The 16,224-nt window shown below is 65.5% G+C and carries 8 protein-coding genes and 1 tRNA gene; 6 read left to right on the forward strand and 3 right to left on the reverse strand.

Going from position 1 to position 16,224, the window contains the following annotated elements; translation table 11 throughout:
- Positions 1 to 4: 4 nt before the first annotated feature.
- The 3 genes from bfr to DVU99_RS10860 all read right to left on the reverse strand — a co-directional run bounded on the left by bfr (position 5) and on the right by DVU99_RS10860 (position 1,567).
- Entirely contained in the window at positions 5 to 475 is a 471-nt protein-coding gene (gene bfr / locus DVU99_RS10850) for a bacterioferritin (protein WP_114240230.1), read from the reverse strand.
- Positions 476 to 617: 142 nt separating this feature from the next.
- Positions 618 to 806 (reverse strand): bacterioferritin-associated ferredoxin, encoded by a 189-nt coding sequence (locus DVU99_RS10855; protein WP_232823557.1) that lies wholly within the window; start codon positions 804 to 806, stop codon positions 618 to 620.
- Positions 807 to 1,009: 203 nt separating this feature from the next.
- Complete coding sequence (locus DVU99_RS10860) at positions 1,010 to 1,567, reverse strand: RNA pyrophosphohydrolase (protein ID WP_114240232.1); 558 nt, start codon at positions 1,565 to 1,567, stop codon at positions 1,010 to 1,012.
- Positions 1,568 to 1,758: 191 nt separating this feature from the next.
- On the opposite strand from DVU99_RS10860, the gene DVU99_RS10865 reads away from it, so the two are divergent.
- The 6 genes from DVU99_RS10865 to DVU99_RS10890 all read left to right on the forward strand — a co-directional run bounded on the left by DVU99_RS10865 (position 1,759) and on the right by DVU99_RS10890 (position 16,218).
- Positions 1,759 to 1,835 (forward strand) — tRNA-Met (locus tag DVU99_RS10865).
- Between the two features lie 155 nt (positions 1,836 to 1,990).
- Positions 1,991 to 3,100 (forward strand): LuxR C-terminal-related transcriptional regulator, encoded by a 1,110-nt coding sequence (locus DVU99_RS10870; protein ID WP_114240233.1) that lies wholly within the window; start codon positions 1,991 to 1,993, stop codon positions 3,098 to 3,100.
- Between the two features lie 245 nt (positions 3,101 to 3,345).
- The gene (locus DVU99_RS10875; RefSeq protein WP_114240234.1) at positions 3,346 to 8,787 is read left to right on the forward strand and encodes an MBG domain-containing protein; all 5,442 of its coding nucleotides are present in this window, start codon (positions 3,346 to 3,348) and stop codon (positions 8,785 to 8,787) included.
- Positions 8,788 to 8,809: 22 nt separating this feature from the next.
- The gene (locus tag DVU99_RS10880; protein WP_114240235.1) at positions 8,810 to 10,513 is read left to right on the forward strand and encodes a ShlB/FhaC/HecB family hemolysin secretion/activation protein; all 1,704 of its coding nucleotides are present in this window, start codon (positions 8,810 to 8,812) and stop codon (positions 10,511 to 10,513) included.
- A 351-nt stretch (positions 10,514 to 10,864) separates the two neighbouring features.
- Positions 10,865 to 13,975: a TonB-dependent receptor gene (locus DVU99_RS10885; RefSeq protein WP_232823558.1), complete on the forward strand. Its 3,111-nt coding sequence runs from the start codon at positions 10,865 to 10,867 to the stop codon at positions 13,973 to 13,975.
- A 98-nt stretch (positions 13,976 to 14,073) separates the two neighbouring features.
- Positions 14,074 to 16,218, forward strand: a complete 2,145-nt coding sequence (locus DVU99_RS10890) for a sialidase family protein (protein WP_114240291.1) — start codon at positions 14,074 to 14,076, stop codon at positions 16,216 to 16,218.
- Positions 16,219 to 16,224: the final 6 nt, after the last annotated feature.

Below are 16,224 nucleotides of genomic sequence, written 5' to 3' on the forward strand. Positions count from 1 at the left end.
TGGATCAGCTGTCGATCTTGGTCTGCAGGTAGCGCTCGGCGCTGATGTCCTTGATCAGGCTGAACTGGGTTTCCAGCCAGTCGATGTGCTCTTCCTCGTCGTGGAGGATGTTCTTGAACAGGTCGCGGCTGACGTAGTCGGCGATGCCTTCGCTGTAGGCAATCGCTTCGCGCAGGTCCCTTACCGCGGCCATTTCCAGGTCGAGGTCGCCCTGCAGGCATTCCACCGGGTTCTCGCCAATGCGCAGCTTGCCCAGATGCTGCAGGTTGGGCAGGCCGTCGAGGAACAGGATGCGCTCGATCAGGTGATCGGCGTGCTTCATCTCCTCGATGGATTCCTTGTGCTCATGCTCCGCAAGTTCGCCGTAGCCCCAGTCCTTGTACATGCGGTAATGCAGCCAGTACTGGTTGATGGCGGTCAGTTCGTTGTAGAGCACCTTGTTGAGGAACTCGATGACCTTGGCGTCGCCCTTCATGAGAAGTCTCCTTGCGTTTACAGCAGGCGACTATACGGCGTCCTTGACGGCCATGACGGAACGAGAATGACTTAGAAGTGGCCAAACAAAAACGCGCAGCCGGGGCTGCGCGTTTCACGGGAATTCGACGGTGCTGCAGGGGTCAGGCGACCGCCACCACCGGGATGGCCAACGTCATCTGCTGCACAGCCCTGCTCAGGGTAGCGCGGGCATCCTGCTCGCAGCAGCCGCAGCAGTCCGAACAACCGGTGCGCGCCTGCAGGTCGGCGAAGTGATGCACGCCATCGGCGGCGGCTCGGCGGATGTCACCGTCGGTGACGGCGTTGCACATGCAGATATACATGGCTGCGTATAAGAATGTAAACGCGAATGATTGTCAACAAGTGTTAGCTGAACAGAAAACGACCAGCGGGACCCGGCCGGGCGACCGGGGCGCCTCCAGGGAGCCGGCAGACGCAGGCACGCCCCTGACCGGCCTGCCGCGGGGCGCCGGACGGATCGGGTGTCAGGGCTGCTGGGGGCCTGCGGGGCCGGTCAGGCGGCTGCGCGGCCCTTGCGGTTGCCGCCTTGCGGACCGTCGTTGGCGCGCTGGGGCAGCTCGCCCAGCTGCACGCTGAGCAGGGCCTCGACCATGGGCGCAAAGTGGCGCAAGGCCCGTTCGTAGACGTCGCGCTTGAAATTGACCACGTGGCCGGCGGGATACCAGAAATCCACCCAGCGCCAGTGGTCGAACTCGGGCTTCTCGCTGGCATCGAGGCGCAGGGACTGCTCGTCCCCTACCAGTTTCAGCAGGAACCACACCTGCTTCTGGCCGATGCAGGTCGGGCGCTGGTGGTGCCGTACATACCGGCTGGGCAGGCGATAGCGCAGCCAGCCACGGGTGGCCCCGATCACCTCGACATGGTGCGGCGAAAGGCCGGTTTCCTCCTCCAGTTCGCGGTACATCGCTTCGAGCGGCGTCTCGTCGCTGCGCATGCCGCCCTGGGGGAACTGCCAGCCATCACGATTGACGCGGCGCGCCCAGAACAGGCGGCCGTCTGCGTTGAGCAGCACGATGCCTACATTGGGACGATAGCCATCGACGTCGATCATGTTGCCTCCTTGGGGTCGGCCGGCGCGGCAAAAAATACCTGCCGCTCAGCGCTGTTGCCCGCAAAACGATTCAACCATGCGGGGGAGACCGGGGCAAGCTGACCCCTTGATCCTTCGGCCAGAGCCCACTAAACTGCCGGGCCCTGCCTGATCGACACCACGTCGACACCCATGAGGCGGGCGGCACCCAAGGCTATGTAGCTCAGCCGGTTAGAGCACAGCACTCATAATGCTGGGGTCGGTGGTTCGAGTCCACCCATAGCCACCACTGTGTTTTCTCCCCCGTCGGCGCACGATCCGCTGAGACTCCACGGAGTCTGCGGGGCGCGTGGTCGTGGCTGTGATGTTGTCCCCCGTAAGACGTATTGCGAGGTCATCCAATTGGATGAAACCTCTGCGAGGGTTGTGCGGGGAGGCCGTCCCATGGACCGTCGGGTTCTGGTGCCGTTGCTCGATGCCTTGTATGCGATGCCCCAGGTGGACGCGGACTGGAGCCCGTTCCTCGGGCTGCTCGGCGATGCCTTTCGCGCGCATGCGGTGGCATTCCAGACCCATGACGTGCTGCATCAGCATGGCCAGATCGACACCTGCGTAGGCATGCCCACGGACCTGCTGCCGCGATACCGCGAACTGTCCAACGAACACCCCTGGTACATCCGGGGTGGCGAGCGGCTGTATCGCGAGGGCATGGCCGATGACGAAGGCCTGCTGACGCCTGCGGAGCTGTACGACTCCCGCTTCTACGGCGAACTGATGGAGCCGGCCCATGTCGCGCATGGCATGGCGTTGTGCCTGCACAACGAAGGCCCGGACAGAATTGCGCACCTGACCATCAACCGCGAAGGACGCGAGGGCTATTACAACGACGACGAGCGGGCCCTGGGGCGCGCGCTGCTGCCGCACCTGCGCGGCGCCTACCTGCTGCAGCAGCGCATGGGCTGGCTCGAGGCCGACGTGAGGACGTTTCGCAGCGCGCTCGACCGGCTTGACGAAGGCGTGGTGCTGCTGGACCGCCAGGGGCGTGTCCGCCACTGCAACACCTCCGCCGAGGGCATGGCCGCCGAAGGCTTGTTCACGCGCCAGCCCGACGGCGCGTTGCGCCTGCCGACGTTGCAGCAGACGCTGGTAATGCGCCACTACATCTTCGCTTGCAGCCCCGCGCTGGAACCCGTGTCGATGCGCATCGTGGATGCACGTGGCCGCTGGGTCGGCGTGGCGAAGCTGTGTCCGGTGGAGCGAATGGTCAGCCTGTCGTGGAGCGAGGCGGACACCGGCGTGGTGGTGTTCTTCAGTCGCGCATCACAAGACCAGCCGCTGCCCCACCGGGATCACTGGCGAAGCCTGTGGAAACTCACGCGAGCGGAGGCGGACCTGGCGCAATGCCTGGCCAACGGACAGACGCTCGCACAGGCCGCGGACGTCTGCGGCGTCAGCAAGAACACTGTGCGTACCCAGCTCCGTGGCGTTCTTGCCAAGACCGGCGTGGGCCGACAGGCCGAGCTGGTGCGCCTGTTGGTGCTGTCGCGGCCCTGAGCTAGGGCGTGCCTTCATCGCAAGTCCTTGCCGTGTGCCCGTTGCGCAACACCGCGCGCGGACACGTGCCGGACGTCATCCGTTCGGATGATGACGAGACCTTCCCACCGTAGGACTTTAGGGCACGCACTACGCATGCGTGCCATGGCGCGACTTTCCCTGATGGCACGCGTGCAAACCACGCGTCATGCATGACCGATTGCGGCCGGTGACGCGCCCTCCTCGCTGACATCGAGGTTGCTGCCATGAACCGGACCTATCGCCTCGTCTGGAACCCCACGCGCCAGCTGTGGGTCATCGCGTCGGAACTGGCCACGCGCCGGACCAAGGCAGGCCGGGTACCGCGCCACGCCGTGCCGCGCCCGTCGCGTCTCGCCTGGCTGTGCCTGTGGCTGCCGGCGGCCATGTTGTTCACCGTGGTAGACACGGCAAGGGCGGGTGAACCCCCAGCCAATACCTTGCCCGCGGGTGGCCAGGTGACGTCGGGCAGCGGTCGCATCACGCAATCGTCGAATACCACCACGATCTCCCAGCAGAGCCAGCATCTTTCGCTGAGCTGGCAAAGCTTCAACGTTGGCGCGGCGGCCACCGTGGATTTTCAGCAGCCGAACGCTTCGAGCATCGCGGTCAACCGCATTGCCGACGTCAATGGCTCGCAGATCTACGGTCACCTGGATGCGAACGGGCAGGTCTACCTGATCAATCCCTATGGCGTGCTGTTTGGTCCGGGAGCACAGGTCAACGCAGGCGGCCTGGTGGCCTCCACGCTCAACGTCGCCGACGCCGCGCTCAACAGCAACACGATGAGCTTCAGTGGCTCGGGTGCGGGCAAGGTGGTCAACCAAGGCCAGCTTGCGGCGGCTCCAGGTGGCTACGTGGCGCTACTGGCGGGCCAGGTATCGAACCAGGGCGTGATCCGCGCGCAACTTGGTACCGTGGTGCTGGCGGGCGGCAGCGCGGCCACGCTCAGCTTCTCGGGCGACCAGCTCGTTGGCGTGCAGGTGGACCAGGGCGCGCTCGATGCGCTGGCGGAAAACCGCAACCTGATCGTCGCCGATGGTGGACGTGTGGTGATGACCGCCGGTGCACAGGACAGCCTGCTTGCCAGTGCAGTCAACAATACCGGTAGCGTGGAAGCGCAGACGGTGCAGGACCATGCGGGCAGCATCAGCCTGCTTGGCGGCGCGCAGGCGGGTACGGTCAACGTCGACGGTACGCTGGACGCAAGCGCGCCAGCAGGTGGCAACGGCGGCCATATCGAGACCTCGGCCAGCCAGGTCTCGGTGGCCAACGATGCCGTGATCACCAGCAAGGCCACGTACGGCCAGAACGGCAGCTGGTTGATCGACCCGCAGGACTTCACCATTGCCGCCAGCGGCGGGGACATCACCGGCAAGACGCTCAGCAGCGAACTGGGCAGCAACAACGTCACCATCGAATCCAGCAGCGGAAGCGTGAGCGGCAGCGGCAACATCAACGTGAACGATGCCGTGGGCTGGAATACCAACACGCTTACCATCACCGCCGCCAACAACATCAACATCAACGCGGTGATGACGGCAGGCGGCAATGCGGGACTGGTGATGAATACCGCCACCGCTAATGGTACCGACACCGGCGTTGCGGGCGGCACGGTGAACGTGGCGCTGGGCAGTGGTCGCGTCGACTTCACCGGCAGCGCCAATAGCCTGGCCATCAATGGCAACCCCTATACCATCATCACCAACCTGGGGGCGCCGGGCAGTACCACCGGCACCGACGTGCAGGGCATCAATGGCAATTTGTCCGGCGACTACGCGTTGGGCGCTGATATCGATGCCAGTGCTACCAGCGGTTGGAATAGCGGTGCGGGTTTTGCGCCGCTGGGTACAAGCGCATCGCCTTTCATGGGCGTGTTTGACGGGCTCGGGCACACGATCACTCATCTGACAATCGACCGGCCCAGTGCGATCGCGGTAGGCCTGTTTGGTTGGATCGGCAGCAATGCAGATGTTCGCAATCTGGGACTGATCGGGGGCACGGTAACCGGCGAAGGCGATGTTGGAGACTTGGCTGGGGCAAACGCTGGCTATATCAGCAACAGTTACGCCAGCGGTGAGGTCACGGGGGACGGTGGATCCATCGGCGGTCTGGTGGGCTACGACGACGGTTGGATCAACGACGCCCACGCTAATGGCGCAGTAGCCGATGTCAGCGGGTCTGGTTCCGTGGGTGGTCTGGCGGGTATCAACGAGGGCTCGCTCAGCAACGTCTACGCTACCGGCCCGGTGGCTGGCGGCGGCATTGATGGTGGCTTGGTAGGCTACAACCTCTTTGTAGGTTCGATCAGTAATGCCTACGCCACGGGGGCTGTCAGCGGAAGCTATTCGGTAGGTGGCTTGGTCGGGATGAATGAGGCCGCGATCACCGACGCGTATGCCACCGGCGCCGTCAACGGAAGCCCCAACAGCGACTATGTCGGTGGCCTCGTGGGCTCCAACTATAGTGGGGGAACGATCAGTAACGCCTATGCCACCGGTACCGTGGGAGGGGATGGCACGATAGGCGGTTTCGTGGGCTACAACAGCGGGACGATCAGCAACGCTTACTGGAACGAAGACCGCAGTGGCACCGCTACAGGCGTTGCAGCGGGTACTTCCACTGGCGTAACCGGCCTTAGCGGCAGTGGCTCCAGCCCGTATGCCGCGTCGTCGTATCAAGGCTTCAACTTCACCACCACGCCCGGCGCGCAAGGCAACGCTTGGGTGATGGTCGACAGCGACGGCACGCTCAACGGCAGCAATGGCGGCACGCTGCCGATGCTGGCCTCGGAATACGCCACCACCATCACCAATGCGCACCAGCTGCAACTGATGGCGATGAATCCGGCAGGCAGCTACGTGCTTGGCGGCAATATCGATGCAAGCGCGACCGGCACCGGCAACGATGTCTGGGGTAGTGGTGGTTTCGTGCCGATCGGCACCAGCTACAACAATCTGGTGACCGCGACTGGCACGGCATATCCGGCCAGTGCCACCACGCCGTTCACCGGCACGTTCAACGGCCTGGGACACACGATCAATGGCCTCACCATCAACGATCTGACCACGAATGCCGGCCTGTTCGGCCAGGTGGGCGACGGCGGCGGCAATGGCCTGGTGACGGATGTTGGACTGGTGGGCGGCACGGTCAGCGGTGGCGCGCAGAACGAAGTCGGCGCGCTCGCGGGTGACAACGAGGGAACGATCTCCAATGCCTACGCCACCACGACAGTGAGCGACCCCAATGCGATGGGGGTGGAACTGGCCGGCAACAGCGGGCTCAACATCCCGTCGATCGGCGGGCTGGTCGGCTACAACGGCGGCAGCCTCACTCAGGTCTATGCCACCGGTGCGGTATCGGGAGCCTACAATCTCTTCCTCGGTGGCCTTGTCGGCTACAACGCCGGTTCCATCAACAATGCCTTCGCCACTGGCGCGGTCACCAGCGCTGCGCCTTCCAGCCTGACCAGCCCCTCGCAGGGGGCGGTCTACGCGGGCGGCCTCACCGGCTTCAACGGCGGCACCATTGCCAGTGCCTATGCGTCGGGCGCGGTGTCGACCACCGGACTCGAAGCGGACGCGGGTGGTTTTGCCGGCGGCAACGACGGCAGCATCAGCAATGCCTACGCCACCGGTGCCGTCTCGACCGACCAGAGCAGCTTCGGCGTCGGCGGATTCATCGGCTACAACATGGCGGGCGGCAGCATCGCCGATGCCTACAGCCTTGGATCCGCCTCGGGCAGCGGTGGCGCTTACGTCGGTGCCTTCGCGGGACACAACGAAGGTTCGCTCACGGGTGTCTACTGGGATACCAGCACGTCGGGTTCGACCACCGGTATCGGTCTGGGCAGCAGCACCGGTGCCATCGGCCTTGCCACCCCGCAATGGCTCACCGAAGGCCCCGTCGCCACCGGCGCCTTTGATACCAGCAACACCTGGGTGGCCGGCTATCCGTACCCGGTGCTGAAGGCGTTGCCCTATGTGCTGGTCACTGCCTCGGGCAGCCAGACTTACGGGTCTTCCGCGCAATCCATCGGCATCACCGGCGTCACCGACCAGGACGGCAATGATGCCAGCGCGCTGGTGAACACGTCGGGCATCAACTGGCTGACCACGGCAAGCGCGTCAAGCAATGCGGGTGGCTATGTGATCGGGGGCGAGGGCGCCACGGTCGCGCCGGACTATCAGCTCACCTACGTCGGGGCACTCGTTGTCGATCCCGCGTCACTCGTCATCACCGCGAACAACGCCAGCAAGACCTACAACGGCCTGGCCTACTCCGGGGGTAACGGGGTGACCTACAGCGGCTTCGTCAATGGCGACGGCACATCGGTGCTGAGTGGCTCACTCGCCTACGGCGGCACGGCGCAGGGCGCGGTGAATGCCGGCAGCTACAGCATCGCGCCGGAAGGGCTTTCCGCCGCAAACTACATCATCACTTACGACGACGGCACGCTGACGGTGAATCCGGCGGTGCTTGCGGCCGGGCTCACCGGTACGGTCAGCAAGGTCTATGACGGCACCAGCACGGCCACGTTGGCTGCCGGCAATTACACTTTGTCGGGCATCATCGGCGGCGACCAGGTGAGCCTCGATGACCCCGCTGCGGGAAGCTACGCTTCGGCCAACGTCGGCAGCAAGCTGGAGGTGACCGTGAACGGCCTCGCGCTGATCGGCGCCAGCGCAGGCAACTACGTTTTGGCGAGCAACAGCGCCAATGCGGACATTGGCACCATCACGCCTGCCTCGCTCGTCATCACGGCCTCCAACCAGAGCAAGACCTATGGGCAGACGCTCAGCCTCGGGAGCACCGCCTTCTCGGAGAGCGGGCTGGTGGGCAATGACAGCGTCAGCGGCGTGACGCTGGCCAGCGCGGGCGCGCCTGCCAGCGCCAACGTGGCCCGCTCGCCCTACACCATCGCGGCCAGCCAGGCGGTGGGCACGGGGCTGTCCAATTACGTGATCACCTATATGCCGGGCCTGTTGTACGTGGATCCGGCTCCGCTCACCGTGACTGCCAACAGCACCAGCGAGACTTACAACGGCCGTGCCTATGCCGGCGGACACGGCGTCAGCTATAGCGGCTTCGTCAATGGCCAGAACGCATCGGTACTGGGCGGCCGGCTGCAATATGCAGGCACCGCGCAGGGCGCCACGAATGTCGGCACCTACAGCATCGCGCCCGAGGGGCTGACGGCCGCCAATTACGCGATCACCTATGTCGACGGCACCCTGACGGTGAACCCGGCCACGCTGACCTATATCGCCAATCGCCTCAGCTTGCCCGATGGCGAAACACCGACGGGCATGTCGGGCCGGGTGGTCGGTTTCGTCGATGGACAGAATCTCGCCGACGCGACCAGCGGCACGCTGGTGTGGACGACGAGCGCCACGTCGGGCAGTCTCGCGGGCAGTTACGCCATCGATGGCAGCGGGCTTACGGCACAGAACTACGTGTTCGTGCAATCGCCAGGCAACGCGACTGCGCTGACCTTGCGCCCCGTGCGCACGGGACGTGGCGCCGTCGCAAGCGCGGAGGCAGCGCCGTTGTCCGGCGGAACCCTGCTCGATGACGCGCAGTCGGCTTCCTCGGGCGGCAGCACGGCGGGAGCGCTACCGTCCAAGGCCAGTGTGCGCGTAGTGGGCCAAGGGGTGGCGCTGCCGTGACGCCTTGAGGTCCTTCCACGCCATGCGCAAGCGAGTCAAGGTGAACCCGAGCGTTGCACGCGCGACCGTGTCGGCATGGCTGCTGGCGTTCTGCGCCGTAGGTACGACGATGGCGCAGAACGCCCCCACCGGTGGCCAGCTGTTGCAGCAATTGCAGCCGCGCGCAGGCCTGCCAGCCAACACGCCGCCCAGCGTAACGGTGCAGCCACTGCCGGTCGCGCCCGCGACGCAGTCGCCGCCCCTTCTCGTGCAGCGCATCGAGATCGAGGGCAACACCGTGTTCGATACCGCCAGCCTGCATGCGCTGGTGGCCGACGGCGAAGGTCGCATGCTCACCCTCGAGCAGCTGCGGGCGTTGGCGCACAGGATCACCGACTACTACCACGCCCACGGCTATCCGCTGGCGCGGGCGATCGTGCCGCCGCAGGAAGTGCGGCAGCAGGTGGTGCGCATCGCCGTGGTGGAGGCGCGCTACGGCCAGGTGCGACTGGACAACCACGGACCCGTGCGCGACGGCCTGCTGCAATCCACGCTGGGTCCGGTACAGGCGGGAGCGATGGTGGACCAGAATGTGCTGGATCGCCGCCTGTTGCTGATCGACGATCTTCCCGGTGGCGATGCCCACGCCACGCTGAGCGCGGGCACCCAGCCCGGCACTTCCGACCTGCTGGTACAGGCTGACCCGGCGCCACCGGTGATCGGCGACCTGAAGCTGGACGACTACGGCGATCGCTATACCGGCCGCGTGCGCGGTGATGGTGACCTTTCCGTGGTGGAGCCCTTGGGGCTGGGCGACCTGCTCGGCATCAGCGCGACCACTTCGGGCAGCGACATGCGCTATGGGCGGCTGGCCTACGAGCTGGCGCTGGGTGGTGGAGGCATGCGCATGGGCGCCAGCTATTCCGCACTGGCCTACCGGCTGGGCGGCTCGCTGTCCGACACGCAGTCGCGCGGTTCGGCCGACCAGGGCAGCCTGTGGCTCTCGCAGGTGCTGTGGCGAAGTACGGCATGGAATGTGAGCGCGCGGCTTGGCGTGGACGACAAGCGCCTGCACGACGACGTCGACAGCACCGACGTGCGCGACGACCGCCGCATCCTGGCCTGGAACGCAGGCGTGCTCGCCAGCGAGCGGGACGCCTGGGAAGGCAGCGGCGCATCGACGGTTTCGCTGGTGGCCACGCACGGCCGCGTGTCGTTCGACAACGAGGATGCACAGGCCGCCGATGCCGCGTCGGCCGACACCCAGGGAACGTATACGCGCTGGGATGCCAGCCTCGGCCGGCTGCAGGCGTTGTCCGCGTCCACCAGCCTCTACCTGGCGCTGGACGGCCAATACAGCCGGCGCAATCTCGACAGCGCCGAACAGTTCCTGCTGGGCGGTCCCGACAGTGTCCGCGGCTACGAGGTGAACACGCTGGCCGGTGCCTCGGGCTATCTCGCCACCGCGGAGCTTCGGCGCGACCTGCACCTGTCCTGGCCCGGGCAGTGGCAGGCCTCGGTGCTGCTCGACCAGGGCGCCGTGTGGGTGAACGCGAAGTCCTGGCCGGGTGCCGGCGGCCCCAATCATGGTGTGCTTTCGAGTGGCGGACTCGGTCTCGCCTGGGTCGGACCCTCGCGATGGACGGCACGGCTGCAGGTCGCCACGCCCATCGGTGGTACGCCGGCGCTGGCGGGCCATCGTCCGTCGGCGCGCGGCTGGCTGCAGTTGGTGAAGGCATTCCAGTAGGCCGTCGGCCGCAGTCGCGCAGGAAGTTGCGCCATGTTGTTTGCGCCTGCGGCGGATGTCTGTTGCGCTGCACCAGCAAATTTCACCAGTGCCACTGGTCAAAGACTCATGCCCGGAAGCCTCCGGCAGTGGTTTGCGGCAACAGCAAATGAAGAATCATTAAGCCGCGCCTGCATTTTCATAATTGTTTAGCGGGAACTCGTCCTATTCACTAGGCAGACACCGAAGACCGCGCTGTGGGGAGCAGTCGGTCGGAAGTCCTTGCGGGCCTTGCCTGCAAAGCGAACAGAACAACCAAGCCGTTCGGCGAGGGCCGTTGGCGACGTCACATTTGTCGGGGGAGAGAAAATAATGAAGAGCACGATGCAATCGTCCGCGTTGCAGGGAGGCCTGTATCCACCCTCGCGTACGTCGCTGCGTAACCGCCGCCTGGCGACGGCCATCGCGTTGGGATTGTCGTTGTTGTATGTGCCTGCCATCGCCCTGGCGCAGGACACAGGCCAGCCAGCCAGCGGCAGCACGGCGCAACCGGCCAAGCCGGATGCCAAGACCGACGCGGACAAGAGCAAGGACAAGAAGAAGACGGCCGACGGCAAGGATGTGGAGAACCTCGACGGTGTGACCGTGACGGGCATCCGCGCCAGCCTTGAGTCTTCGCAGTCGCTCAAGCAGAACGCCAGCCAGATCATCGATTCGGTGACCGCCTCCGACATCAATGCCTTGCCGGACCGCAGCGTGACCGAAACCCTGCAGCGCATCAGCGGCGTGACGGTGGATCACTTCCTCGCCGACGACGATCCGGACCATCCCTCGGCCGAAGGCAGCAGCGTGCTCATCCGCGGCCTGCCCTACGTGGCCAGCCTGCTCAACGGGCGCGAAAGCTTCTCGGCCAACAATGGCCGATCACTGGGTTTCGAGGACGTGCCGGCCGAGCTGATGGCCGGCGTGGACGTGTACAAGAACCCGTCGGCGGAAATGATCGAGGGCGGCATCGGCGGCACGGTGGATCTGCGCACGCGCATGCCGTTCGACAACCCAGGCCAGCTCATCGCGTTCTCCGGCGGCGTCAACGAAGGCGACATGGCGAAGAAGTCCAAGCCGTCGGCCTCGTTCCTCTACAGCAACCGCTGGCACAGCGACGACCTCGGCGAATTCGGTGCTCTGATCGACGTCTCCTACTCCGAGCTGGCCACGCGCAGCGACGGCATCCAGACCAACCCGTACGTGCTGCGTCCGAACGCGACCGACACCGCGTACTACGCGCCCAACATCGCCGCCGGATCGCCCACCAGCAACGTCTACGTGCCGGGCGACATCAACTGGCAGGAAATGGACATGCAGCGCCGCCGCACCGGCATCTACGGTGCCTTCCAGTGGCGTCCGAACGACAACCTCGAGCTGTCCTCGCAGTTCTTCCGTTCCAACTACAACCTGCAGTGGAACGAGCACTGGGTGCAGACGAACGAAAGCAACTACAACGACGTGCTGCCGGCCGCTGGCACCCAGTTCAACTACAACGACCAGGGCGTGTTCACCAGCGGCGAGATGGCGTCCAATGCGTGGAAGGGCTCGCCGCCGGCAGGTCCCAACGGTGCGGTCGAGTACTACACCGACAACCGCATGCAGACCCAGTTCACGCGCACCACCGACTGGTCCAATAGCTTCAAGTACAACCTCAGCGACAACATGCTGCTGAGCGGCTCGGTGCAGTTCGTCAAGTCCACCAGCAATACCGTGGACTTCTCTGTCTACAACCAGTTCTACATGCCGCCCGCCTACGTGACCGTGACCGGCACGCCCAGCCTGGTATCCAGCAACCCCGGCTTCTTCGCCAATTCCGCCAACTACTACCTGGCAGCGGCGATGGATCACCTCGAGTACGACTACGCCATGGAGCGCACCGCGCGCGTGGACCTGGAGTACAACTTCGTCGACAGCAGCTGGCTGCAGTTCTTCCGCGTGGGCCTGCGCGCCACCGATCGCGATGCGGACAGCAACAACACCAACAGCAACTACAACTGGGGCCCGATCAGCCAGGTGTGGCAGGGGGGCTACACCGGTCCGTCGAGCCTGGATTGGGCCAATACCATCCCGTCGTGGATGGAGCAGTCGTTCTCGATGGGCAACTTCTTCCGTGGCGCCAACCTGCCGACTACGCTGTGGTTCCCCAGCAACGCGCTCGTGAGCAACTACGCCAGGGCGGTCAATGCGCTGTACCAGATCGAGATGGCCAACTCCGGCAGCTGGCAGTCGCAGGAGCCGCTGGTGGGCACGCTGGGCTACAACGCCTCGCTCAAGGAAAATACGCAGGCGGCCTATGCCGCGCTGTACTTTGGCAATGAGGAGGCGCTGGGCGTGCCGTTCGACGGCAACATCGGCGCGCGCCTGGTCTACACCCAGCTCAACGCCATGGGCTCGGTGCTCAACCCCACTTCCAGCAACCTCTCCGGCAACACCAGTACGCTGACGCCTGAGCAGGCCGCGCTGTTCAATGGCGAGTACTACCCGCTCAACGGCCGCAACGATTACCACAACGTGCTGCCCAGCCTGAACCTGCGCTTCAAGTTCACCGACGACCTGCAGCTGCGCCTGGCGGCATCCAAGGGCATGAGCCGCCCCGATCTGTCGCAGCTCTACTCGTACCTGAAGCTCGGCGCCTCGTGGGGCGGTGCGGCAGGCCAGGAGGCCAGCTTCCAGGGCTTCACCGGCAGCAGCACCGGGAACCCCGCGCTCAAGCCGATGACGGCCAACCAGTATGACCTGGCGCTGGAGTGGTACTTCGCACCCACCGGCCAGCTGTACACCACGCTGTTCAAGAAGGACATCCACAACTACATCACCAACGAGGTGTTCCAGCAGGAGGTCGAGGGCCAGCAGGTGGCGGTCAGCGGACCGGTCAACGCCGGCACCGGCAACGTAAAGGGTGGCGAGGTGGGCTACTCGCAGTTCTTCGACTTCCTCCCGGGCGCGCTGAAGGGCCTGGGCCTGCAGGCCAACTACACCTACCTGCAGAGCAGCAAGATCTACGGCACCACCTCGTGCGATCCGAACCATGCCAATGGTTCGTGCTCGCCCCAGTACATCGTCACCAACCCAGGCTTGCCGATGGCCGGCCTATCGACGCACAGCTACAACGTGATCGGCATGTACGAGTACGGCAACTGGTCGGGCCGCCTGGCCTGGTCGTGGCGCAGCCGCTACCTGATCACGCCCGATGACACCGGCGACACCTACCTGCCGATGTGGAATGCCGCCTCCGGCCAGCTGGATGCCTCGGTGTTCTACCACTTCAACAAGAACATGCAGATTGGCCTGCAGATGAACAACCTGAGCAACACCACGCAGAAGGTGTTGATGGGACCCACCACCTATACGACGGGCCAGGTGGACTACAATCTCTACACACGCTCGCTGTTCATGAACGACCGCCGCTACGAGTTGGTGTTCCGAGCCACCTTCTGATGACACGACCAGCACACGGCTGGGCAAGGCGGGCGCGGTGGCTTGTGGCCACCGCGCCCGTTCTGCTTGCGGCATGGGCACATGCGGCGGAGCCCGCGGTGCCCTACCACTACGCCAACGTGAAGATCGGCGGCGGCGGCTTCGTCAGTGGCCTGCTCTACCAGCCCGCGGGCCATGGGTTGCTGTACGCACGCACCGATGTCGGCGGTGCCTATCGCTGGGACGAGGCACAGGCGCAATGGGTGCCGTTGCTCGACTGGCTGCCTGCTTCGGACAACAACCTCTACGGCGTCGATGGCTTTGCGGTCGACCCACGTGACGCCGGCAGGCTTTACCTGCTGGCCGGCACCTACACCGCCGAATGGGCCGGCAACGGCGCGGTGCTCGCTTCCGCCGATCGCGGCGCTCATTTCACGCGCAGCGACCTGCCGTTTCCCGTCGGCGGCAACGAACAGGGACGCAACAACGGCGAGCGCATCGCGATCGATCCCAACGACGGCAGCATCCTGTTCCTTGGATCGCGCACCGCAGGGTTGTGGCGCAGCGCGGACCATGGCGCCCACTGGAGCAGGGTGAGCGGATTTCCCGACGTCGCCAGCGGTCCCGACAGCAGCGCCAGGCACGGCTCGCGCACGCAACCGGTGGGCGTCGTGCTCGTGGTGTTCGATCCGTCCAGCGGCACGCAGGGCCACGCCAGTCGCACCGTGTACGCCGGAGTGTCCACCAAGGGCACCAGCCTGTACCGCTCCAGCGACGGCGGCAAGAGTTGGAGCGCGGTGCAGGGCCAGCCCACGGGCTTGCGTCCCAACCACATGGTGCGTGCGCGTGACGGTAGCTACTACCTGAGCTATGCCGACGAGTCGGGCCCGGATGTCATGCACGAAGGCGCGGTGTGGAAGTACGAGCCCGGCAGCGGACGCTGGACCGACATCACGCCGCTGCCGCGCGCACAGGGCCAGCCCAGCGGTTATGGCTGGGGCGCCATCACCGTCGATGAGGGCGATCCGCAGGCCGTGCTCACCGCCACCTTCGGCCACTACACGCCGCGCGACCAACTGTTCCGCAGCACCGATGGCGGCGCGCACTGGCAGGAAGTATTCACGCAATCGCAGTTCGACACCTCGCAACCGGTCTGGCTGCCCGAACACATGCCGCACTGGATCGCCTCGATCGCGGTCGATCCGCATGATCCCGATCGTGCGTGGTTCACCACCGGCTATGGCGTATGGGCCACCGGCGACCTGCGCCAGGTCGAGCACGGCGGCACGGTACACTGGCGATTCGTTGACGACGGACTGGAGGAAATCGTCGCCAAGCAGATCATCAGTCCGCCGACGGGTGCGCACTTGCTCAGTGCCATGTATGACCTGGACGGCTATCGCCACGATGAACTCGACGTGGCGCCGCCCCACTTCGCCTCGCCGCCGCGCTATACCGACGCCGACGACATCGATTACGCCGGCGGCGAGCCCGAGGTGATCGTGCGCAGCGGTTGGCTGCGACGGATGCCCGAGCCGTTGGTGCGCGCGGCCTATTCGACCGATGGCGGCGTCCATTGGCAGGCGTTCGCCAGCGAGCCGGCCCACATGGAAGGCGTTGGCGGCGGCAGCATCGCCATAGCCGCCGACGGCAAGCGCGTGCTGTGGTTTCCGCGGGACGCGCGCCACGGCTACTTCACCGACGACTTCGGCGTGAGCTGGCAGAACATCAGCGGGCTGGATGGCGAGCTGCGCGTGGTGGCCGATCGCGTCGACCCGCGGCGCTTCTACGCGATCGACGCCGAAGGCAAGCGGTTGTTCGCCAGCCACGATGGCGGCGCGCATTTCCAGCCGATCCAGGGGGAGCTGGGTGCGGTTGCTTCATCGTCGTCGCGACTTCGCCTGCAGGCTTCGCCGGATGCCGCGGGGCAGCTGTATCTGTCCAGCCGTGACGGGCTGCTGCTGGGCAGCGACGACGGACGGCGCATCGCCACCGCGGGCGAACTCACCCGCGTCGATGCACTGGGCTTCGGCAAGGCCGCGCCGGGCAGCGGGCAGTCCACGCTGTATGCGGCGGGCCGGCGCGGGGAGCAGCAGGGCATGTTCCGCTCCGTCGACGGCGGCGCGCACTGGCGGCGCATCGACGACGACGCGCACCGTTACGGCGAGATCAGCATGATCACCGGCGACCCACGTGTGTTTGGGCGTGTCTACTTCGGCACCAGCGGGCGCGGCATCCTCTACGGCGACCCGGTGTCGCCCTGAGCCGGC

The sequence above is a fragment of the Dyella sp. C9 genome, assembly GCF_003332825.1.
Lineage (GTDB): Bacteria > Pseudomonadota > Gammaproteobacteria > Xanthomonadales > Rhodanobacteraceae > Dyella.

Coding starts and splice junctions, on each gene's coding strand:
- bfr (WP_114240230.1), bottom strand. CDS start 475: ATGAAGGGCGACGCCAAGGTCATCGAGTTCCTCAACAAGGTGCTCTAC.
- DVU99_RS10855 (WP_232823557.1), bottom strand. CDS start 806: ATGTGCAACGCCGTCACCGACGGTGACATCCGCCGAGCCGCCGCCGAT.
- DVU99_RS10860 (WP_114240232.1), bottom strand. CDS start 1,567: ATGATCGACGTCGATGGCTATCGTCCCAATGTAGGCATCGTGCTGCTC.
- DVU99_RS10870 (WP_114240233.1), top strand. CDS start 1,991: ATGGACCGTCGGGTTCTGGTGCCGTTGCTCGATGCCTTGTATGCGATG.
- DVU99_RS10875 (WP_114240234.1), top strand. CDS start 3,346: ATGAACCGGACCTATCGCCTCGTCTGGAACCCCACGCGCCAGCTGTGG.
- DVU99_RS10880 (WP_114240235.1), top strand. CDS start 8,810: ATGCGCAAGCGAGTCAAGGTGAACCCGAGCGTTGCACGCGCGACCGTG.
- DVU99_RS10885 (WP_232823558.1), top strand. CDS start 10,865: ATGAAGAGCACGATGCAATCGTCCGCGTTGCAGGGAGGCCTGTATCCA.